Annotated in this window: 15 protein-coding genes; 5 read left to right on the top strand and 10 right to left on the bottom strand. The window is 72.6% G+C overall.

Going from position 1 to position 20,745, the window contains the following annotated elements; all coding sequences use genetic code 11:
* Nucleotides 1-41: 41 nt before the first annotated feature.
* A complete protein-coding gene (locus ACQ9ZG_RS26795) occupies nt 42-1,103 on the bottom strand; it encodes an iron-siderophore ABC transporter substrate-binding protein (protein ID WP_109917311.1) in 1,062 nt (353 codons plus the stop codon).
* A gap of 239 nt (nt 1,104-1,342) precedes the next feature.
* On the opposite strand from ACQ9ZG_RS26795, the gene ACQ9ZG_RS26790 reads away from it, so the two are divergent.
* Nucleotides 1,343-1,840, top strand: a complete 498-nt coding sequence (locus ACQ9ZG_RS26790; protein ID WP_109917312.1) for a MarR family winged helix-turn-helix transcriptional regulator — start codon at nt 1,343-1,345, stop codon at nt 1,838-1,840.
* A 49-nt stretch (nt 1,841-1,889) separates the two neighbouring features.
* On the opposite strand, the gene ACQ9ZG_RS26785 is transcribed toward ACQ9ZG_RS26790, so the two are convergent.
* Nucleotides 1,890-4,697: a molybdopterin-dependent oxidoreductase gene (locus tag ACQ9ZG_RS26785; RefSeq protein WP_109917313.1), complete on the bottom strand. Its 2,808-nt coding sequence runs from the start codon at nt 4,695-4,697 to the stop codon at nt 1,890-1,892.
* Nucleotides 4,694-5,536, bottom strand: a complete 843-nt coding sequence (locus tag ACQ9ZG_RS26780) for an FAD binding domain-containing protein (protein WP_109917314.1) — start codon at nt 5,534-5,536, stop codon at nt 4,694-4,696. The genes ACQ9ZG_RS26785 and ACQ9ZG_RS26780 overlap by 4 nt, the downstream gene beginning before the upstream one ends.
* 204 nt (nt 5,537-5,740) lie before the next feature.
* On the opposite strand from ACQ9ZG_RS26780, the gene ACQ9ZG_RS26775 reads away from it, so the two are divergent.
* On the top strand, nt 5,741-7,363 hold the full coding sequence (locus tag ACQ9ZG_RS26775) for a PucR family transcriptional regulator (protein WP_109917315.1): 1,623 nt from the start codon (nt 5,741-5,743) through the stop codon (nt 7,361-7,363).
* A 46-nt stretch (nt 7,364-7,409) separates the two neighbouring features.
* On the opposite strand, the gene ACQ9ZG_RS26770 is transcribed toward ACQ9ZG_RS26775, so the two are convergent.
* The 7 genes from ACQ9ZG_RS26770 to ACQ9ZG_RS26740 all read right to left on the bottom strand — a co-directional run bounded on the left by ACQ9ZG_RS26770 (nt 7,410) and on the right by ACQ9ZG_RS26740 (nt 16,314).
* Nucleotides 7,410-8,114, bottom strand: a complete 705-nt coding sequence (locus tag ACQ9ZG_RS26770; RefSeq protein WP_109917316.1) for a GntR family transcriptional regulator — start codon at nt 8,112-8,114, stop codon at nt 7,410-7,412.
* A 138-nt stretch (nt 8,115-8,252) separates the two neighbouring features.
* On the bottom strand, nt 8,253-9,254 hold the full coding sequence (locus ACQ9ZG_RS26765; RefSeq protein ID WP_109917317.1) for a proline racemase family protein: 1,002 nt from the start codon (nt 9,252-9,254) through the stop codon (nt 8,253-8,255).
* Nucleotides 9,255-9,312: 58 nt separating this feature from the next.
* Nucleotides 9,313-10,209, bottom strand: coding sequence for a dihydrodipicolinate synthase family protein (locus ACQ9ZG_RS26760; RefSeq protein WP_099219795.1), 897 nt, complete (start codon nt 10,207-10,209; stop codon nt 9,313-9,315).
* 86 nt (nt 10,210-10,295) lie between these two features.
* A complete protein-coding gene (locus ACQ9ZG_RS26755) occupies nt 10,296-12,302 on the bottom strand; it encodes an FAD/NAD(P)-dependent oxidoreductase (RefSeq protein WP_499281301.1) in 2,007 nt (668 codons plus the stop codon).
* Complete coding sequence (locus ACQ9ZG_RS26750; protein ID WP_258312342.1) at nt 12,283-12,648, bottom strand: (2Fe-2S)-binding protein; 366 nt, start codon at nt 12,646-12,648, stop codon at nt 12,283-12,285. Before ACQ9ZG_RS26750 ends, ACQ9ZG_RS26755 begins: the two co-directional genes overlap by 20 nt.
* 41 nt (nt 12,649-12,689) lie before the next feature.
* Nucleotides 12,690-13,847, bottom strand: a complete 1,158-nt coding sequence (locus tag ACQ9ZG_RS26745; RefSeq protein ID WP_109916949.1) for an NAD(P)/FAD-dependent oxidoreductase — start codon at nt 13,845-13,847, stop codon at nt 12,690-12,692.
* 145 nt (nt 13,848-13,992) lie between these two features.
* Nucleotides 13,993-16,314 (bottom strand): M9 family metallopeptidase, encoded by a 2,322-nt coding sequence (locus ACQ9ZG_RS26740; RefSeq protein ID WP_109916950.1) that lies wholly within the window; start codon nt 16,312-16,314, stop codon nt 13,993-13,995.
* Between the two features lie 248 nt (nt 16,315-16,562).
* Here ACQ9ZG_RS26740 and ACQ9ZG_RS26735 point away from each other — a divergent pair, with 248 nt between their 5' ends.
* Genes ACQ9ZG_RS26735 through ACQ9ZG_RS26725 form a run of 3 tightly spaced genes read left to right on the top strand, consistent with a single transcriptional unit; the run spans nt 16,563 to nt 20,661 of the window.
* Nucleotides 16,563-17,603, top strand: coding sequence for a hypothetical protein (locus tag ACQ9ZG_RS26735; RefSeq protein ID WP_109916951.1), 1,041 nt, complete (start codon nt 16,563-16,565; stop codon nt 17,601-17,603).
* Between the two features lie 56 nt (nt 17,604-17,659).
* Nucleotides 17,660-19,711, top strand: a complete 2,052-nt coding sequence (locus ACQ9ZG_RS26730; RefSeq protein ID WP_109916952.1) for a vWA-MoxR associated conflict system protein — start codon at nt 17,660-17,662, stop codon at nt 19,709-19,711.
* Nucleotides 19,708-20,661: an AAA family ATPase gene (locus tag ACQ9ZG_RS26725; RefSeq protein WP_109916953.1), complete on the top strand. Its 954-nt coding sequence runs from the start codon at nt 19,708-19,710 to the stop codon at nt 20,659-20,661. Before ACQ9ZG_RS26730 ends, ACQ9ZG_RS26725 begins: the two co-directional genes overlap by 4 nt.
* Nucleotides 20,662-20,745 lie beyond the last annotated feature (84 nt).

Below are 20,745 nucleotides of genomic sequence, written 5' to 3'. Positions count from 1 at the left end.
GTGTGCCTGGTGACCTCGGCGGTTCCGATACCCGGCCGGGGTTACTCGGCGGCCTTCTTGACGGCCTCGTCGATGATCGGCAGGTAGCGCTCGATCGTCCACGGCACGGTCAGCGGGTTGATGATCGAGGAGGCGGTGACGAAGGAGTTGTCGTTGCTCGCGACGACGGCGCCCTTCTTGATCGCGGGGATCTCGCCGTACAGCTTCTGGCCCTCGATCTCCTTGCGGTTCTTCTCGTCCGTGTAGAACGTGAAGATCACGTCGCTGTCCTTGAGCTTCTCGGCGTTCTCCAGGCCGATGAGGGCGGAGTCGGTGCCGGGGGTCTCCTTGAAGCCGTTGACGACCGGGTCGACGGTGAGGCCGAGCGAGGAGACCATCTTGACGCGCTGCTCCTCGGGCTTGAAGACGCCGAGGGTGCCGGGGCCGGTGTTGTAGATGTAGGAGAAGGTGACGTCCTTGTAGTTCGGCCGGGTGGCCGCGGCGTCGGAGAGCTGCTTCTCGATCTTCGTCTTGAGGGCGTCGGTGTCCTTCGTGCGGCCGAGCGCCTTGCCGATGATGTCGATCTGCTGGTCCCAGTCGGTGCTCCACGCCTGGTCCGGGTAGGCGACCGTGGGGGCGATGTCCTTGAGGACGTCGTACTGCTTCTGCGTGATGCCCGACCAGGGGGCGAGGATGACGTCGGGCTCCAGCTCGGTGATGGCCTCGAAGTCGATCTCCTCGCCGCCCGTGAACTGCTTGGGCAGCTTGTCGCCGGACTTCTTCACGGCCTCGTCGATCCACGGCAGGTAGCCGGACTTGTCGCTGCCCCACGGGTAGCTCTCGATGCCGACCGGGGTCTGTCCGAGGGCTATCGCGGTCTCGGCGGACCCCTGGCCGAGGGTCACGATGCGCTGCGGCTTCTCCTTGATCTCGGCGGTGCCGAGCGAGCTCTTGATCGAGACGGGGAAGGCACCGGCGCTGTTGCTCGCGTCCTTGCCCGCGTCCTTCGCCGCGTCTTTGCCGCTGTCGCCGTCCGAGGAGCAGCCGGCCAGGACGACGGCGAGGGCGACGGCGGTGGCCGAAGCGGCAAGGGTGTGACGACGCACGCGGGTGAAGCCGAGCATGGGTGTTCCTCAGGTTGGACGAGCAGTGAGAGTTAGGCAAGCCTAAGCTAAACGTACAGGGGCTTGCGGGGCACCCCTCCCCTGGTTCCGTTTCCGCACCGGATGAGCCGACGCCACGGACGAGCCGGCTCCGCGGAGGGCCCGGCGGCGAGTGGTGGGCCCGGCCGCGGCTGAGGGCCCGGCCCGCTCCGTCGCCCCGACGCTAGGCTGGTGACGCCCTGGAACCAGGAGGAACCACCATGGCCGCCGCCCCCCATCCCTCCCACCCCGCACCGACCGGCCCGGAGGCGGAAACCGCGGGACGCGACCGGTACTTCTCCAGGCTGGCGCGGGAGCGGCCGGACATCGCGCTCTGCCGGGCGACGTCCCTGGTGAGCCGGGCCCTCGACGAGGAGCTGGCCGGGCGGCGGCTCACCACGGCCCAGCACCTCGTGCTGAAGATGCTGAGCGAGGTGGGCCCCTGTTCCCAGCAGGAGCTGAGCGAACAGCTGCGGATCGACCGCAGCGTGATGGTGGGGTGCATCGACGGACTGGAGGGCTCAGGTCTCGTACGGCGGGAGCGCCGCCCCCGGGACCGGCGGGCCTACGCGGTGACGCTGACGCCGGAGGCCGGGCCCGCGCTGGAGGAGGCGGAGAGCGGGGTTCCGCGGCTGCTGGACCGGGCCTTCGGCGCCCTCACCGCGGCCGAGCGCCGGACGCTGACCCGGCTGATGGGCAAGATCCTCGACGTGGACTGAGCGCAGCCGCCTCCGCGCAACCGCTCCCTGGGAACCACTGCCGCGTCCGTCACGGCTCCCGCGACCGGCCCGCCTCATGGAGCGCCAGCCACACCCGGTCGCGGGTCAGCGGCAGTTCGGTGAACCGGATCCCCGTGGCGTCGCGCAGCGCGTTGGCGAAGGCCGGGGCGACCGGGTTGAACGGGCTCTCGCTCATCGACTTGGCTCCCAGCGGGCCGATCGCGTCCGAGGTCTCCATGAAGTGCACCTCGGTGCGCGGCACATCGGCGAACTGCGGCAGCCGGTAGCGGCGCAGGGCGGCCGTGGTCACCTCGCCGCGCTCGTCGAGCCGTACGTTCTCGAAGAGGGTCGCGCCGAGCGCCTGGGCCACCCCGCCCTCGACCTGCCCCCGGCACTGCATGGGGTTCATCACCTTGCCCGCGTCGGCCGCGTGGACGCTGCGCAGGATGCGGATCTCACCGGTCCCCGGGTCCACCGCGAGCCGGAACCACTGCGCGTTGAACGCCACCGAGCGCGGGGAGCCGCCCCAGTGCCCGTCCGCCAACAGCTCGCGCCCGGCCGCGCGGGCGGCCTGGAACAGCTCCTTCAGGCTCACTTCGCGCCCGGCGCACTCCACGGCCTCCGCCGTCAGCCGGCACTCCCCCGGCGCCGCCCCCAGGTGGTGCGCCGCGAACTCCCGGAGCTGTACGGCGAGGGCGTCGGCGGCCTTCATCACCGCCTTGCCCGCCACCACCGTCCCGGCCGAGGCGAAGGCCCCGGTGTCGTGCCGGACCACGTCGGTGTCGGACTGGCGGATCGCGATGCGGTCCACGGTCGTGGAGAGCGCCCCGGCGGTGATCTGCTTGTGGACGGTCGTCGTCCCGTTGCCGAACTCGGCGGTGCCGACGGCGATGTCGTACGTCCCGTCCTGGAGCAGCTTGACCGTGGCGTCCGCGAAGTGGCCGCCGGGCGGTCCGGTGGCGATCATCGACATCCCGGTGCCGTGGCCGACGAGCCACCCTTCGGGAACGTCGTCGTCGCACCGCCCGCCGGGAACGCCGTCGGCGGACCTCTCGCCGGTCGCCCGGCCGCCGGAACCGCCGCCGTACTCCTCGATCGCCTCGCGTACGACCTGGAGGCACTGGTCGAGGCCGTAACTGGCGATCTCCAGGTCTTCCTCCTCGCCGCCGGGGCTGATCATGTGCTCGCCGGGGCCGATGATGTTCAACTCCCGGAAGACCAGCGGGTCGACGCCGGTACGCCGGGCCAGTTCGTCCATCACCGACTCGACCGCGAAGACGACCTGGCCGAGCCCGTAGCCCCGGAAGGCGCCCGCGGGAACGCAGTTGGTGTAGACGGAGAAGGCGTCGACCTTCTTGTGCGGGGCGCGGTAGACGGCCAGTGACTCACCGACGCTGTGGAACATCACGGCCGGGCCGTGGTTCCCGTACGCCCCCGTGTTCGCCACAACCCGCAACTGGAGGGCGGTGAGGGTGCCGTCCGTCCGTGCGCCCGCCCGGACGTGGACGGTGAAGGGGTGGCGGGTGGTGGCCCCGTAGAACTGCTCGGGGCGGGTGTACTCCAGCTTGACCGGGCGCCGCAGCCGCATCACGGCGAGCGCCACGATGTCCTCGACGATCATCTCCTGCTTGCCGCCGAAACCGCCGCCGACCCGGCCCGCCAGCACCCGCACCTGCTTCAACTCCAGCCCGAACAGGGCGCAGAGGGCGCGGCGGGTGAGGAAGGGGGTCTGGGTGCTGGAGCGCACGGTGAGCCGCTCCCCGCCGTCCTCGCCCTTCTCGTACCAGGCCACCGCACCGTGGGTCTCCAGGCTGGCGTGCTGGACGCGCTGGGTGCGGAAGGTCTCCTCGTAGACGACGTCGGCCGCCGCGAACCCCTCCTGCACCGAGCCGATCTCGCCGTGCACCTCACCGACGACGTTGTTCTCCGGGCGGGCGATCCGCGCCTCCGGCCCCTTGTCGTGGATGACCGGGGCGCCGGGGGCCATCGCCTCCTCCGGGTCGATGACGTAAGGGAGTTGCTCGTACGTCACCTCGATGCGGCGGCATCCCTCCTCGGCCGCCGCCTCGCTCTCCGCGACCACGGCGGCGACGCGCTGGCCGATGTAGCGGACGGTGTCGTCGAGCAGCCGGGTGTCGTCGGGGTCCTCGGTGGGGTGCTCGTGGCGGGCGGAGGAGTAGAGCCGTTCCGGGGCGTCGTGGTGGGTGAGGACCAGGTGGACGCCGGGGACGCGCAGGGCGGCGGCCGTGTCGACGGCGAGGATGCGGGCGTGCGGGTGCGGGGAGCGCAGGAGCTTCATGTGGAGGAGGCCGGGGACGTCGAGGTCGAAGGTGTAGCGCGCGGTGCCCGTGACCACCTGCGGCCCGGCCGGGGCGCCCAGATTGCGGCCGACGGCCTGCCCCGCGTCCGGCTCCTCGGTGTGCCGTACACCGCGCACCGCGTCCTCGATGGCCCGGTAGCCGGTGCAGCGGCAGATGTTGCCCTTGAACGCCCTGGGCAGATCGGCCAGTTGCTCGTCGTCCAGCGCGGCGGTCGTCATCAGGTACCCGGCGGTGCAGAATCCGCACTGGAACCCCTGCGCTTCCAGGAACTTCCGTTGTACGGGGTGGAGTTCACCGTCCTCGCCCGCCAGCCCCTCGACCGTGGTGACGGCCCGCCCCCGGGCTCGAACGGCCGGGTAGAGGCAGCTGTGCACGGGCTCCCCGTCGACATGCACCGTGCACGCTCCGCAGTCCCCGGCGTCACAGCCCTTCTTGACGCCGAACCAGCCGCGCTCGCGGAGGTAGGTGCGCAGACACTGGCCGGCGCGGGGCTCGTCCGCGAAGGGTCGGCCGTTGACGCGGATCCCGTCACTCATGCCGTCTCCCCCGTCTCCGCCTTCACCTGCGCGGTCAGTTCGCGGCGGATCTCCTCCGCGAAGCGCAGGGCCATGTGCCGCCGCCACGCGGGCAGTCCGTGGATGTCGTCGAACCAGTCCTCGGCGGCGACCGTCGCGTCGATCACCCGGTGCAGCTCCTCCCGGCCGGGCGGCCGCGGGAACCAGAACCGGAACGGCCGTACGGTCGCCGCGCTCACCGTCACGGCCAGCGACCCGTCGACCGGGTCCAGCACCCCGATGACCAGCACCCCCGACCGCCCGAGCCCGTACAGGGAGGCCTGGCGGAACGCCGTACGGGAGGCCAGGGCGCGGGCGGGCAGGGTGACCGAGCGCAGCAGCTCCCCCTCGCCCAGGCCCTTCCGGCCCGCCCCGGTGACGAAGTCCGCCACCTTCACCCGGCGCAGCGAACCGTCCTGGGCCCGGAGGAGGCAGGTGCCGTCGAGGGCGGCGGTGAGCGAGATCATCGGCCCGGCGGGCAGGGCGTTGCAGAGATTGCCGCCGACGGTCGCCATGTTCCAGATCTTGAAGGAGGCGAGGAAGGCGCGGCAGCACTGTTCGACCAGCGGGGCGGCCGGTGCGGACCAGCTCCGGCCGAACCGGGAGAGCCGCGCGATGGTGCAGGTGGCCGCCAGCTCCAGCGAACCGCCCGGCAGCTCGCGCACCGGCTCCCAGCCCATGCGGCTCAGGTCCACCAGCCGGCGCAGCTGCGGCTGCGGCTCGGAGAAGAGGTAGGTGCCCCCGCCGAGCCAGGCGTCGCCCGGCCGCCAGGGAGCGGGGCTGCGGGCGTCCCGCACGTCGAGCACCGTGTTGAGGTCCATGGCGCCCAGTGAAGCGCCGGGGCGGGGGCCCGCACGACTGGTTCACCGTACGGAAATACACCGGGCCCAAGACGTAACACTGGAGGATCAACCAAGAGGTGTTTGCCTCTTCTGGCCTTGCATTTACGATGCAGTGACTCGCATTGGCCTCGTGAATGTGAGATGCCGGGTGCGGTGCCCGGCAGCCCCGCAAGGAGACCGCGCATGCACGTCGAAGACCTCCTCCGGCTGGAGTCCCTGGACCTCGCCCTGCTCTGGGGCGAGCCCCCGCTCCTCGCCCAGGAGATCAGCGGGGTCACCGCGACCGATCTGGAGGAGCCGGGCCGCTTCCTCCAGCGGGGCGAGATCGTGCTCAGCGGTCTGGTGTGGTGGAGCGCGGCGGACGAGGAGGCGACGGCGGACCGGTTCGTGGCGGCGCTGAGGAGCGCCGGTGCGGCCGCACTGCTGGCGGGCGAGGAGACGCACGGGCGGGTGCCGGAGGTGCTGGTCGACGCGTGCCGCCGCCATGGGATCGCGCTGCTGTCCGTGCCGGTGCACACCTCCTTCCGGGCCATCACCGACACCGTCTATCTGCGGCAGTGGGGCGACCTCAGCAGGCGGCCCGCCGCCTCCTACGCGCTGCCGGAGAACGTCCGGGGCGAGCTGGGCCGGCTCCTCGCCGAGGGCACGGACCCGGCGACCCTGCTCACCCGCGCGGTGGCCCATCTGGGGACCCCGCCCTGCTACGTGCTCAGCGCCACCGGCCGCACCATCGCCCGTACGCCGACGGCCCGCGCCCTCTCGGTGTCCGAGGCGTCCCGGCAGCTGGCCTCCGCCCTGCGGGTGGACCCGGAGGCGTCACCGTACGGGCAGTGGTTCCTGCGTCTGACCGGGGAGGCGGAGGTGCCGCCGCGGATGCTGCACGAGATAGCCGAGGTGTTCGCCCAGTACCGGCAGGGGTCGCTGCGCCGGGAGGCCGCGGCCCAGGCCCCGGCCCGGGAACTGCTGGCCCTGGTCGGGGCGGAGAGGCCCGCCGCCGCCCCGCTCGCGGCGGCCCTGCGTGCCTGCGGACTGCCGGAGCGGGGGCCGTTCACGGTGGTGGTGATGGCCACGGGGACGGAGGAGCGTACGGAGGCCGACGCCCTGGGAGAAGCGCTGCGGCATCTGCCGGGCCACCGGTTCGTGACGGCGCGACTGTCGGGGGGCGGGACGGCGGCGGTGGTCTCGGGGGCGGACTCGGGGTCGGACACCCGGGCGGATACGGCTGTCGCTGCGGGGGTGCATGCGGGGGTCGCCTCGGTGGCAGCCTCGGGGCCGGACGCAGCAGGTGGGGCGGGTGCGGGGTCGCCGGACGGTTCCCCGGGCAGTGCGGTGGCCGTACTCAAGGGAGTCTGGCCCGCGCTGCGCGCCTGCGACGAAGCCACCCTCCCGTACGGGGGCGCCGGCGCTCCGGCCGCCACCCCGGCCGACCTCAACGGCGCTCTGGTGCAAGCCCGTTACGCACTGACGGCGGCACGCCGGGCGGAGGGCCCGAACCTCACCGCCGTCGACGACCTCACGACCCTGGAGGCGCTGCTCTCGGGGCTTCCCGCCGACGTGCGGACGGCGTTCGGCATCCACGCGCTGGGCCCGCTGGCCGACGACTCGAACCCCTCCCACCGGATGCTGCTGGAGACTCTCGACACCTTCCTGGCGCACAACGGTTCCTGGGCGCGGACGGCCGAGGCCCTGCATCTGCACGTCAACACCGTGCACTACCGGATCGGCCGCGTCGAACTGCTCACCGGCCGCGACCTGGCCCGCCTGGACCACAAGCTGGACCTCAAGGCGGCGCTGCTCTGCCGCTGAGACCGGCGGCGCGGATTCCCCGGGGGCAGCCCAGGTGGAGCCGGGGTCAGCCCCTGCCGAGGGTGAGCGCGGTGTGCTGCTCCGGCTGCGGGCGGCTGGCCCACAGGGTCCGCACGTGTTCCAGATGGTGGCGCATGAGGGCCTCGGCCGCCTCCGCGTCCTGGGCGATCATCAGGTCGAGCAGCGTCACATGCTCCTCGGCGGAGTCGACGAGGACCCCGGCCTCGTCCAGTTCGGTGAGCCCGTAGAGCCGGGACCGCTTGCGGAGGTCGCCGACGACCGAGACGAGATGGCGGTTCCCGCCGAGGGCGAGCAGGTCGAGGTGGAAGCGGCGGTCGGCGTCCAGATAGCCGATGAGGTCATGGCCCCGGGCCGCCGCCACGATGGCCTCCGCCTCCGGGCGCAGGGCTTCGAGCTGGTCGCGGGTGGCGGTCCGGACGACCTTGCCGACGGTGGGCACCTCGATGAGCGTACGGATCTCCGTGTACTCGTCCAGGTCCCGCTCGGTCATCTCCGTCACCCGGAAGCCCTTGTTCCGTACCACTTCGACCAGCCCCTCGCGGGAGAGGTCGAGCATCGCCTCGCGGACCGGGGTGGGCGAGACGCCGAACTCCGCCGCGAGGGCGGGGGCCGAGTAGACGCCGCCGGGCTTGATCTCCCCGGCGATGAGCGCGGCGCGCAGGGCGTGGGCCACCTGGTCGCGCAGGTTCTCGGTGGGAGCGACGAGTTTGCGCGACTGCAGGGTGACCATGGCGTCCTCCGGGACCTCGGACCTCTTCGGTGCAATGTCACGTTACCCGACGGGAGTTCACCTCCGGAGGGGCTCGGAGCCCCAGGACAGCGGCGGGGGCCGGAGGGGGGAACGGGAACGGGAACGGGAACGGGAGCGTCACAGCAGGAATCCGTCCGGGAACGGGTCGGACGGGTCGTGGTGGAACTGCGCGGTGCCGGTGATCCACGCACGCCCCGTGATGACCGGGACGACCGCCGGCGCCCCGGCCACCCGGCTCTCCGCGACGAGCCGCCCGGTGAACGACGTACCGAGGAAGGACTCGTTCACGAAGTCGCGGTGCAGGGGCAGTTCACCCCGGGTGTGGAGCTGGGCCATCCGGGCGGAGGTGCCGGTACCGCAGGGCGAGCGGTCGAACCAGCCCGGGTGGATGGCCATCGCGTGCCGGGAGTGGGCGGCGGTGGAGCCGGGGGCCAGGAACTGGACGTGGTGGCAGCCGGTGATCGAGGTGTCCTCGGGGTGGACGGGCGGTTCGGTGGCGTTGACGGCCGCCATCATCTCCAGCCCGGCCCGCAGGATGTCGTCCTTGCGGGCACGTTCGAAGGGCAGGCCGAGGCGGTCGAGGGGGAGGATGGCGTAGAAGTTGCCGCCGTAGGCGAGGTCGTAGGCGACCGTGCCGTACCCGGGGATCTCGACCTCGCGGTCGAGGGCGACGGTGAAGGAGGGGACGTTGCGCAGGGTCACGGCGGTGGCCGCGCCGTCCTCGACGCGCACCTCGGCCACGACCAGGCCTGCCGGGGTGTCCAGGCGGACCGTGGTCACGGGTTCGGTGACGGCCACCATGCCGGTCTCGACCAGGACGGTGGCGACGCCGATGGTGCCGTGCCCGCACATCGGCAGCAGTCCGGAGACCTCGATGAACAGGACGCCCCAGTCGGCGTCGGGCCGGGTGGGCGGCTGGAGAATCGCCCCGCTCATCGCGGCATGCCCGCGCGGCTCGTACATCAGCCAGGTGCGGAGGTGGTCCAGGTGCTTCTGGAAGTAGGCGCGCTTCTCCCCCATGGTCGCGCCGGGTACGGTCCCGATGCCGCCGGTGACGACCCGGGTCGGCATGCCCTCGGTGTGGGACTCCACGGTGTGGATGGTGCGGCGGCTGCGCACGGTGCTGCTCCTTGGCGGTGAGGTGGAGGCGTACGGTCTCGGGCTCGGCGCCCCTGGCTCAGTCGAGGCCCTCCGCGAGCAGCTTCTCGGTCAACGCCCTCACCGTGGCAGCGTCCTGCGCGGAGAGCGGGGTACGGGGAGGACGGCAGGGCCCGCCGCTGCCGGCGGCCACCACGTCCTGTGACGCCTTGATCGCCTGGACGAACTCGGTCTTGGAGTCCCAGCGCAGCAGCGGGTGCAGCCGCCGGTACAGGGGTACGGCGGTCTCCAGGTCACCGGCGACCGCCGCGCGGTAGAGGGCGGTGCAGGAGCCGGGGAGCGCGTTGGGGAAGCCGGCGATCCAGCCGACGGCCCCGGCCACGGCAAGCTCCAGCAGGACATCGTCGGCACCGATCAACAGGTCCAGCCCCGGGGCCCGTTCGGCGATCTCCCAGGCCCGGCGCACATCGCCGGTGAACTCCTTCACGGCGACGATGTCCCCGGCGTCGTGGAGTTTCGCCAGCAGGGCGGGGGTCAGGTCGACCCGGGTGTCGTACGGGTTGTTGTAGGCGACCACGGGCAGCCCGGCACGGGCGACCTCGGCGTAGTGGGCACGGACGGCGTTCTCGTCGGCCCGGTAGACGTTGGGCGGCAGCAGGAGCACGGAACCGGCCCCGGCCTCCGCCGCGTGCTCGGCCCAGCGCCGGGCCTCCGTACTGCCGTACGCGGCCACGCCGGGCATCACCCGGTCCCCGTCGCCCGCCGCGTCGACGGCGGTCTCGACCACGCGGCGGCGTTCCGCGTCGGTGAGGGTCTGGTACTCCCCGAGGGACCCGTTCGGCACGACGCCGTCGCAGCCCGCGTCGATGAGCGAGCGGACGTGGTCGGCGTAGGCGTCGTGGTCGACGGAGAGGTCGGCGCGGAAGGGCAGCGTGGTGGCCACCATGACGCCGTGCCAGGGGCGGGACCGGTGCATGAGGAACTCCTTCTTTCGCGTGGGCGGTTGGGACCGTTCGGCCGGTCGTCGGTCGGTCGGTCGTCGGTCGGTCGGGTCCGATGGGGTCAGGCGCAGGGCCCGGGCTCGGTGGAAGGGGCGGACTCGGCGAGGGCCCCGAGAGAGACCGGGCAGGAGAGCGGGCGGCGGGCGGGAGCCAGCGGGGCCGAACCGTCGCCGCCCGCCGCGAGGCAGGTGACGGCCGTCTCGCACATACGGCCCTGGCACCAGCCCATGCCCGCCCGGGTGAGCAGCTTGGCGCTCCGCACGTCCTGGGCGCCCAACTCGCGTGCCTGCCGCAGCTCGTGGGCGCTGACCTCCTCGCAACGGCAGACCTCGGTCTCGTCGGTGAGCCAGCGTGTCCAGTGGGTGCCGGGGCGGTGGACGCTCGCCATGAGGTCGGCGAAGCGGCGTTGCCGGGTGGCGGTCGCCGCCCTCACCCTCCGGCGGCCGCGCTCGTGCGCCTGCTCGGGCTCGTCTCGCTGCTCGGGCTCGTGTGTCCGCTCGGGCTCGTGTCGCTGCCCGCGCTCTCGTCGCGGCTCGGGCTCGTGCCCGTGCCCGTGCCCGTGCTCGTGCTCGTGCTCGTACCTGTGGAGGGATGCCGTCATGCTCAGAGCCGCCACTCTCCCTTCCGCCAGGGCCAGTTCGACGCCGCCGATGCCGGTGGATTCGCCTGCCGCCCACAACCCCCTGATGCCGGTGCGCTGTTGGTCGTCGACGACGACGGCGGGTGTTCCGTCCGGTGCGGTGCGGAGCGCGCAGCCCAAGGTGACGGCGAGTTCGAGCTGAGGGACGAGGCCGTGGCCGACGGCGAGCGCGTCACAGGCGATCCGTACCTCGGTCCCGGCCACCGGCCGCCACTTCCGGTCGAGCGCGGCGAGGGTGACCGCCTCGACCCGGTCCGTACCGTGCGCCCGGACGACCGCGCTGCGGGTACGCACCCGGATCCCGTGCCGCAGCAGCTCCCCCGCGAGCCGGACCCCCTCCACCGCCTTCGCCGGGTTGAGGGCGAGGGCGCCGGGGCGGGAGGCGTAGGCGGCGTACGAGGCGGCCTCGGCCAGCACGGGGATCTCGGCGCCCGCCTCCGCGAGGGAGACGGCGACGGCGAGCAGGAGCGGCCCGCTCCCGGCCACCACGATGCGCCGCCCGGGCAGGGCACGGGAGTCCTTGAGCACGGCCTGGGCCCCACCGGCGGCGACCACACCGGGCAGGGTCCATCCGGGGAAGGGGAGTTGGCGTTCGTAGGCGCCGGTCGCCAGGAGGAGGAAGCGGGCCGTGGTGACGTGGATGCCGGGGGTGGGTGTGCCGGAGGTGGGTGCGTCGTAGGCGGTTGCGTCGGAGGTGGGTGTGCCGAGCGCGGGTGTGCTGGTGCCGGGCGGAGCGGAGGCCGGTGCATCGGCGGCCGGTACGGGCCCGGCCGGCATCCCGTCGACCGCGACATGGCGGAGTGTCCAGCGGCCTCGGTCCCGGTCCCGGTCCCGGCCGCGATCCTGGTGCCGGCCCCCGTCCCCGCCCGCCGTCGGGTCGCCCCCGTCGACCGTCCAGACATGGCGTCGTGGCAGGTGGGTGATCCTCCCGTCCCTCAGGTGCGCCGCGAAACGGGCGGACAGGGCGGCGAAGGCGGCCCGCTTGCCGTGGACCGGCTTGCCGCCCCGGGCCAAGGCGAGGCGGGGTGCAGAGCCGGAGACGAGGCCGGAGGCAGGAGCGAGGGCAGGGGTGCGGCCGAGGGCAGGAGCAGGGCCGGAGACAGGGCCCCGGGCTGAGGCGCGGCCGGAGGCGCGAGCGGGTCCCGGGCCACCAGCGGGTCCCGGGCCACCAGCGGGTTCCGGGCCACCAGCGGGTCCCGGGCCGGAGGCGGCCTGGCGGAAGTACTGGCCGCCCGGCCGTTCCGACGCGTCGATCACCACCACCCGCAGGCCCCCGTCGGCCGCGGTGACGGCGGCGGCCAGCCCCGCGGGCCCGGCGCCGACGACCGCCAGGTCGAAGCCGTCGACCGCGCGGCGGTCGCCGCCCTCCGTACGGCCGGAGGCAGCCCCGCCGCTCCCCCGCCCCCCGTCAGCTGTCGAGCGCACCATGCCCGTGCCCTTCCTGCGAGGCGACCGCATCGCCTTCCGACACCCTGACGAGACAAGCGCGTCGGCCGGGTACACCGTTGACGAGGACGAGACAGTCGAAGCAGACGCCCATCCCGCAGAACGCCCCGCGTGGGCGGCCTCCGTCGCGTGTCGTGCGCCAGGCGACGATGCCGTGACCCCAGAGGGCGCCCGCGATGCTCTGCCCCCGGCGGGCGGCGAGAGCGCGGCCGTCGAAGGTGAAGCGGACAACGTCCGTCTCCCCCTCCGCCTCGGCCTCCGTACCCTCCACGTCCTTCGCGCCTTTCGCACCCTCCGTACCGACGGATGGCTCGGACCGGTTGGGCATGGACCACTCCTCCCTCTCTGATCTCACGCTCGGGCTCGCGCTCACGTCGGCAGCGGATCGGCGGCGGACTCGACCAGCCGCCCCGGATCGAAGGGCGTGGCATCCAACCCCGGTGCCTCGCCCGCCAGTTGCCGGGCGATGACCAGCCCGGTCGCCGGGGCGAGGCCGATCCCGGCGCCTTCGTGGCCGCAGGCGTGGTAGAGGCCGGGCACGTACGGGTCGGGTCCGATGGCCGGCAGATGGTCGGGCAGATACGGGCGGAAGCCGCAGTAGACGCGGAGGACGCGCACCTGCGCGAGGACCGGGAAGAGGGCGGTCGCGGCGGCGGCCAGCCGGTGGACGGCCTCGGCCGAGAGACGGCGGTCGAACCCCACCCGTTCCCGGCTGGCCCCGATGAGTACGGGCCCGGCGGGCGTGCCCTCCACGACGGGTGAGGTCTGCAACTCGGCGTCCCCGCTGGCCACATCGGCGACGTATCCCGCCGCGTACACCTTGTGGCGGACGAGCGGGGGCAGGGGTTCGGTGACGAGGACGAAGCCCCGGCGCGGCTGGACGGGGAGATACGAACCCGCCAGCTCCGCCACCCGGTCCGCCCAGGTGCCCGCCGCGTTCACGACGGCCCCGGTGAGCAGTCGGCGGCGCGGGGTCCGTACGGCGCTCACCCGGCCGTCCGGGGTCGTCGACACGGCCGTGACCTCCTCCCCCAGGAAGATCCGCGCCCCCGCTCGCCCCGCGCACTCCAGCAGCCGGGCGGCTGCCCGGGCCGGCTGCACCTGGGCGTCCTCGGGATAGTGGAACCCTCCGGCGAGCCCGGGCGCGAGGTGGGGCTCCCGTTCAAGGAGACCGCCGGCATCCAGCTCCTCCACGGCGACGCCGGACCGTCCCTGGGCCGCGGCGAACCCCCGTAACAGAGAGAGCTGTTCTCCGTCCTCCGCCACGACGATCCCGCCCTTGGCCTCGAACTCGATGTCCTGGGGCAGCACATGGGCCAGCTCGTCCCAGAGCGCGAGCGACATCCGGGCCAACTCCAGCTCCGGGCCGGGCTCCTTGTCCGAGACGAGGAGGTTTCCCTCCCCCGAGCCGCTGGTGCCACCGGCGACCGGCCCCCGGTCGACGACGGCCACCGACAGTCCGGCCCGGGCGGCGTAGTAGGCACAGGCGGCACCGACGGTTCCGGCGCCGATCACGACGAGATCCACGGACTCTCCCTTGAGCACGCCGGTAACATGTCACATGACGCAATGCCTGCCAAGACCCGCTCCCGGCCGGCCGATCCGCTTCCGGCCGGTTCGGTCCGTTCCCGGCCGAAGACCGGGCGGGAACGGACCGATCGCGCATCCGGGCTCAGAACTCGGCGGAGACCACGAGCCCCGACACCGCCTGTTCGGCGGCGACGGAGAGGTAGTGCCAGCCGGAGGCAGGGCTGTTCACCGTCACCGTCTCGGCGTTGCCCGGTGTGGCCGAGCGGTGGGTGAAGTCGGTTTTCGTCGGCCAGGAACCGGCCCGGTGGTACAGGTCGGCGTCCCCCGTCCCGCCCTGGGTCCTGATGCGCAACTTCGCCGTCCCCGCGGGGACATACACGGTCAGGTAGGCGTAGTCACCGGCCCGGACCGAGATGCCGGAGCGCGCGCAGTCGCGGTCCAGCCGGGTCCGCTCGGGGTGGGTGCACTCGGGCAGCCCCGGCGGATCGGTGGGGTCGGTGGGATCGGTCGGATCCGCGATCTCACCGCAGTCGCCCGCCGCGCAGGCGGTGAGCCAGGTGTTCCAGTCGGCGTCGTAGCGGGTGCCGATGGTGGATTTCAGATGGGTGCGGGCCGCGTTCCAGTCGCCGGCGCGGTAGTGCCGCAGGACGGTGTCCAGGTCCGCCCGGTGGGACTGGAGCATGTAGCGGACCGCGAGGTAGCCCCAGCGGTAGATCCGGGCGCTGTCGCTGTTGTCGTAGGTGGTGTCGAAGAGCGTGCTCAGGGCGTACGTGCGCTTGCCCGCCTCGGTGATGGCCGCGTCGTAGGCAAGACCGCGGTAGGAGTAGGAGACGTACTCCGCGAAGCCCTCGACCCACCAGACGGTCGGTGTGGTCATGCCGTCCGCGAAGTCACCGGCCATGGTGAAGCGGCCGTCGAGGTAGTGGGTGTACTCGTGGTTGAGGTTCCAGATCTGGAAGTCCGGCCGCAGCCACTCGGCTTCGTAGGCGATGAAGCGCGGCTGGTTGCCCACGGCGGACGGGTCGCCCTCCAGGTACATGCCGCCGTTGTTCGTGTCGATGCCGAACATGGCGCCCGCGTATGTCCCGTAGTCGTCACTGGAGTTGTAGACGACGACTTCGAGCCGGGTGTTGAGATCACCGGCCACCGGCCCTTCGTCCCGGGCGAGTTCGTGGAAGAACGCGTCCTGCCGCGTCAGGTCGGCGCAGGTGGCGGCGAGTTGGGCGGCGGACATCTCCTGGGCGCGGATGCGCAGGCTCTCACCGCACTCGTGGCGGACCGGCAGGGCCGCCCGGTCGAGGCGGTCGGCCAGGTCGCAGGTGGCGAAGTAGGCGCAGTCGGCGGAGTCGTAGTGGTTGGCGGACTCGGCCAGTCCCACCCACAGCGGCGCGGTCGCACCGGTGATGGAGGTCCGGCCGAGGAGCCCCTTGACCTGCGGCCGGACCGTGGGGCGCAGCGTCTCGTAGGCGAGGAGGCGGGCGAGTTCGCGGCCCGCGTGGGTGACGAGGAAGGCGTGGTCGGTGCCGAGCAGCCCGAGGTTGCGGTCGGCGAAGGAGTGGAGCGTGTCGGCGGTGGACCGGTCCGCTGTCACCGCCTGGACGAACGCCGGGAGTTGGTGCCCCCGGAAGAGCACGGTGAAGGTGCTGTTCACGGCGGCCCGCATGTTCCACAGCTCGTTGTACGAGGAGTCGTGGGCGGTGAGCAGGCGCTTCACCACGTCGAGGTAGCGGGCGTTCTCCTGGGCGCTGTCGATGAGCACGACCGCTTCGGAGAGCGTCTCGCCGTTGGCGTCGGTGACGTCACGGGAGCGCGGCGAGGCGAAGAAGGCGTCGAGCCCGCCCCGTATCGCGGTGGTGAGCACCGGCCCGTAGGACCCGACGGCCGACTCGTTGTACCACTGCACGTAGTACCCGGCGCGCAGGTACAGCACCAGCTGGGTCACGCCGGTGGACCCGTTGCCCGGGTAGGTGGCCGAGGCCTCGCGCAGCGCGTTCGCGACCGTCACCATCTGCGCTTCCCGGAACGCCAGGCGCGCGTTCTCGCCGGTGAGGCCGAACAGCGTGTTGAGGCACTGCGTGGTGGAGTCCTTGATCCGCTGGACGAGGGCACTGCCGGTACGCGAGGTGAAGTCCGCCGGATCGCAGGCGGCGGCAGCGGTGGTGGCGCCTTCGCGGGGCTCGTCGTAGTCCCGCCTGAGCGCCGCGTCGGACGCCGGGGCCGGTCCCCGTTCGTCGACGGGCAGCGCCGAGGCGCGTACGTGGTCGGGCTCGGGCGCCCCGTCCGGCAGGAGGGAGGCGGCGGGCGGAATCTCCGTACCGCCACCGCCGTCCGCCGGATCCGGGGCCGCGACACCGGCGACGGCCGGGCGCTGTGCGGTGGAAGCGAACGACGGGGCGCCGAACGAGGTCGTACCCAGGCACATGCAGAGCGCCAACGCGGCCAGGGCCACGGCGCGTCTGCGCATCGATGCTGGTCTCACCAGCTGCCTCCTCTTCAGGCTCACCCGGGACGGGTGTGGGGGATGAGGGTGGTGGGGATGGCGGAGCGGCACCTCACGCGTCAATTTGGCATGGACACGCAAGGTGAGGTACGACAGTACAATTTCACACAGCACACTCCTTGAGAAGGCGCCCATCCGGACTTTCACCGAACGGGGTCACGACCGCCGCCCTTTCCCTCACAGGGCCGCCCGGCCGTTGCTAGCCTGCAGGCATGGCGCATCCGACGGGGAGTGGTGATCCGGTGGGCCCGCGGCTCGTCTTCGTGCACGGGATCGGAGGCCCGCGCGACCCGGAACGTGAACTCGACGCCTGGAAGGCGGCGTTGGCGCGCGGAATGCGGCTGAGCGGGCACTCGGCCTCGGCCGACCGCCTGCTCTCCGACACCTCGGTGGAGTGCGTGTTCGCCTCCTATGCAGACCTCTTCACGGGCGGTCAGAAGCAGGGCGCGGAAGCTCCTGCCGTCCTCGGGGACGACGAGGAGGCCGCCTCTGCTCTCTCGGATCTCCTCATCGACTGGGTGGAGGCGCTGAGTTACGAAGCGGAGTGTCCGCGTGAGCAGCGTCTGCTGGAACATGCCCGTGCGGAGGCGGAGCCCGGAACCCAGCAGCAGGGTTCCCTCCAGGTCGTACGGCGCGCCCTCAACGTGACCACGACACTGCTGGGACTCCGGCCATGGGGACGGACAGCGCAGTGGATCACCCCCAAGGTGATGGTGGGGCATCTGACCCAAGTGGCCCGCTATCTGGCCCGTGGTGAGCACGACGCGTCGGGGAGGACCCTCGACTACCGCGTCCGCGACCGGGTGCTCGCGGCCGTCTCGGACGGGCCGAGCGTGGTCGTCGCGCACTCCCTGGGCACCGTCGTGGCCTTGGAGGCCCTGCACGAAGTCGCCACGCGGACACCGCTGTTCGTGACTCTGGGCTCGCCCCTGCCCATGCGCACGGTGATCTGGCCACGGCTGGCCCCCCAGCCGCCCGCCGTTCCGGCCCACGTGGAGAAGTGGCTGAACTTCTGGGACCGTGACGACATCCTGGCGGTCCGGCCCCACCTGGAGCGGGACATGCGGCCGAACGGCTCGGGGGTGCTCCCCGCCAGTCTGCGCATCGACTCGGACGGCACCTGGGTCCACTCGGCCGAGAAGTACCTCGCGCAGCCCGCCGTGGCCGGACGGGTGGCCGAGGAACTGGACCGTACGCCGCACGTCGCCCCCGAGGTCGTTCCCGGCAGCACCCCCTCGGCCCCCGCCGGATGAGCAGCGGCCCCGGCGGCCGTCGGCACGTCGTGGTCGTCGCACCCCATTGCGCGTCCATGGAGCATCTGGAGCGCCTCGAGGAGGCGGCCACCGACCTCTACGCCGTACTCACCGACCCCGCGCTCGGTTCCTGCGAGCCCGGCATGTCCGACGGCGGCGCGCTCATCATGGGACACGGCCTGGAGAGCCGGTCCGTGGTGGACCGGCTGGAGGAGGCGATCGGCCACGCGGCCGAGCACGGAGCCACGCTCGTGCTGGGATTCCTCGGTCACGGCTTCGCACCGGGCCGCACCAGTGAACTCCACCTCATGTGCGCGGAGTCCGGCGAGGACCTTCGCCACGGGGCGGTCAACGTAGGCGAAATGCTGGCGAGGGCCGCGGACCACCCCGGCGTGGACGGTGTGATCGGGATCATCGACACCTGCCACGCCGGGGGTGCTCCTCCCGCGATGGACGCCCTTACGGGAGGTGCGCGCAGCGGCCGGACGCGGCTGAGTCTGCTCATGGCCTCCTCGGTGGGCCAGACGGCCAGAGACCTGGTCTTCTCCCGGCAGCTGGCCGCCCTGGTCCGTGCGGGGCTGCCTTGCACGGCCACGCACCTGAGCACCACCGACGTCCGCGACGCCCTGCGGGCGGTGGTGGTCGGGCAGAACGTCACCTGCTTCGAGTACGACGGGGACGGCCTGGCAGACGGACCTCTCTGGGTGGCACGTAACGCCGCTGTCGTGAAGGCGCGGGGTGGGAGCCTCAGCGGCACGCTGGCGACCGAGGAGCTGACCAGGGCGCTGACCGCGCTGGATCCGGCCGCCCCCGTGCCGGACGGGGCCCCTGACCTGGGGGAGGCTCTGCACTGCCGGACCGCGGTGCTGCGGCACCCTCCCGGTCCGGCGCGAGAGCGGGCGCTACGGGCGGTGGACGGACTCATCACCGCGGTGACGACGGTGGCCTTCATCCGTGAGTGGATCGGCACCGGACTGACCACCGCGCGGCTGCGGCAGGCCCACCACACCCTGTCCGCCGCGGTCGGCAGGCCTCCCGGAGCCTGTGCTCCCACCGATGTGGCCATCGTCGACGAGCTGACGTTCAACCACCCGGTCAGCGAGAGCGACGGACGGCGGGGGCTCGCACAGTTCGTGGCACTGCTGGCCCAGATCTGCGGCAAGTCCTCCGACGACCCCGCACTGCGTTCCTGGGCCGTACGGATCCAGGCGCTCGTCGAGGTCAACGACGCCGTCGAGGCAACGGCCCGCCGTGCCAGCCGGAGCCGTCTCACCCTCGTCATCGGTCTCCACGCCTCCCTCACCGGCGACTGGCCGGAGACGGTGGACGGCTGGCTCCTCCTGGACGGTTCGGTGATCCACCACCAGGAGTTCCTCAGCGACCCGGCCGACCGGCGGGGCACCGAGGCGGCGATCGAGGACGCTGTCCTGTGGGCCGAGGACCACGCCGGAACGCTCGCGCTCCCCCTCACACGGGTCGATGTCGCCGCTCCCGGCAAACTGCTGCTGGACTGGCACCCGGAGGAGGCAGGCGCCGCCATGCTCCTGGGCGTCCGGTACGACGTGCGACTGCACTGGAGCAGCCGGCTGGCGCCCGACGCCTCGGTGCGCAGCATCGAGGCCATGGTCGCCGCGCGCTGGGAGTCTCTGTCCGGGGAGACCGGGGAGACTCCCGTGGACTGGCTCGGGCCGGGCGATGTCGCCGATCCGCAAGCGCTGCGGGGGCGGCTGCGCAACGGCAGCTACGCACGCGGGATCGGGCTGCTGCACCATCCGGGCACGGACGCCCGCCTCCTGGACACCCTTCTCGCCTACACACCGGTTCTGCTCTGGCCCCAGCCGCACGCCCCGGCCGGATTCCCCGCCGAGCGGCACGCCTTCCTCGACGACAGCTGGTGGGCCATGCCCGGTGCTCTCGTCGATGCCTATCGGAAGCGCTGGCAAGGCGGCGCCGGCGCGGACCTCGCGGATCTCCGGGCGGTCTGGGACGACGAGGAATGGCTGCGCTTCTGCCGGTTGTTCCGGACACCGCCCTCCTCCGCCCGGCCTGCCCCACCTGCCTCACCCTCCCTGCCCGTCCCACCTGTCAGAAGCGAGGGGTCACCTTGACCTGGAACACCAGTTATCGCGGCGACGGGACCGTCCGGGCCGATGCGGCTCTGCCCGAACCTCCGCCCTGGCGGACCTTTCCGGTCCGTTCGGCGGCCGAGGTCTTCGAACCGCCGGCGGGGCTGACCGAGGCGGTGAACGCCGCACTCGCGCTCCGTCGGCCCCTGCTGATCACCGGGGGCCCGGGCACCGGCAAGTCCACGGTGATCGAGCAGGTGGCGACCGAACTGGCGCTGGGCCCGGTGCTGCGCTGGCACGTCACTTCACGCAGCACCCTCGGTGACGCCCTGTACCGCTACGACGTCCTCGGCCGCATCCACGCCCACCGGCTCCAGCAGGAGACGGCCCGGGTCGGCGGCGAGGCGGGGACGGACGACATCGCGTCCTTCCTGACCCTGGGCCCCCTGGGTACCGCCCTGCTCCCGTCGTCGCGTCCGCGCGCCCTGCTGATCGATGAGATCGACAAGGCCGACCTGGACCTGCCGGGCGACCTCCTGGACGTACTGGAGCGCGGGGAGTTCCGCATCGCCGAGCTGTTACGGGAGGAGCAGCGGTCGGCGTGGGTCCGTACCTGGGAGAGCGAGGACCGGCGGCTTGTCGAGAACGGGCACGTGCAGTGCACCGAGTTCCCGTTCATCCTGATGACCAGCAACGGTGAACAGGAGCTGCCCGCCCCCTTCCTGCGCCGGTGCGTCCGCTACTCCATGCCTCTTCCGACCGCCGGGCTGGTCCGCAACGTCGTTCGTCGCCACCTGGACCTGGACGTGGGAGAGTCCGGACCCGCCGCCGAGCTGGTCCAGCAGTTCGTCCAGCGGCTCGCGGGAGGCGAGAGCCTGGCGATCGACCAGCTGCTTGCGACCCTGCATCTGCTGAGCGGCCCGAACGGGTCGGAGAGCGCCGAGCGCGAACGGGTCGTCAGCCTCCTCATGAGGGACCTCTCCGGTGCCTGACCCCGGTGCTCCGGCCCCTGAGCCGTCCTCCTCCCCTCCGCCGGACACCGAGGAGGGTTCTGCCCGCCGTCCCGACGATCCGCT

The sequence above is a fragment of the Streptomyces araujoniae genome (genome assembly GCF_050871195.1).
In the GTDB taxonomy this organism is placed as follows: domain Bacteria; phylum Actinomycetota; class Actinomycetes; order Streptomycetales; family Streptomycetaceae; genus Streptomyces; species Streptomyces bacillaris.
This window is presented reverse-complemented; position numbering and strand designations above follow the sequence as displayed.

Excerpts from the sequence above, each read along its gene's own strand:
- ACQ9ZG_RS26795 (WP_109917311.1), bottom strand. The coding sequence starts at position 1,103 with ATGCTCGGCTTCACCCGCGTGCGTCGTCACACCCTTGCCGCTTCGGCC.
- ACQ9ZG_RS26790 (WP_109917312.1), top strand. The coding sequence starts at position 1,343 with ATGGCCGCCGCCCCCCATCCCTCCCACCCCGCACCGACCGGCCCGGAG.
- ACQ9ZG_RS26785 (WP_109917313.1), bottom strand. The coding sequence starts at position 4,697 with ATGAGTGACGGGATCCGCGTCAACGGCCGACCCTTCGCGGACGAGCCC.
- ACQ9ZG_RS26780 (WP_109917314.1), bottom strand. The coding sequence starts at position 5,536 with ATGGACCTCAACACGGTGCTCGACGTGCGGGACGCCCGCAGCCCCGCT.
- ACQ9ZG_RS26775 (WP_109917315.1), top strand. The coding sequence starts at position 5,741 with ATGCACGTCGAAGACCTCCTCCGGCTGGAGTCCCTGGACCTCGCCCTG.
- ACQ9ZG_RS26770 (WP_109917316.1), bottom strand. The coding sequence starts at position 8,114 with ATGGTCACCCTGCAGTCGCGCAAACTCGTCGCTCCCACCGAGAACCTG.
- ACQ9ZG_RS26760 (WP_099219795.1), bottom strand. The coding sequence starts at position 10,209 with ATGCACCGGTCCCGCCCCTGGCACGGCGTCATGGTGGCCACCACGCTG.
- ACQ9ZG_RS26755 (WP_499281301.1), bottom strand. The coding sequence starts at position 12,302 with ATGGTGCGCTCGACAGCTGACGGGGGGCGGGGGAGCGGCGGGGCTGCC.
- ACQ9ZG_RS26750 (WP_258312342.1), bottom strand. The coding sequence starts at position 12,648 with ATGCCCAACCGGTCCGAGCCATCCGTCGGTACGGAGGGTGCGAAAGGC.
- ACQ9ZG_RS26740 (WP_109916950.1), bottom strand. The coding sequence starts at position 16,314 with ATGCGCAGACGCGCCGTGGCCCTGGCCGCGTTGGCGCTCTGCATGTGC.
- ACQ9ZG_RS26735 (WP_109916951.1), top strand. The coding sequence starts at position 16,563 with ATGGCGCATCCGACGGGGAGTGGTGATCCGGTGGGCCCGCGGCTCGTC.
- ACQ9ZG_RS26730 (WP_109916952.1), top strand. The coding sequence starts at position 17,660 with ATGGAGCATCTGGAGCGCCTCGAGGAGGCGGCCACCGACCTCTACGCC.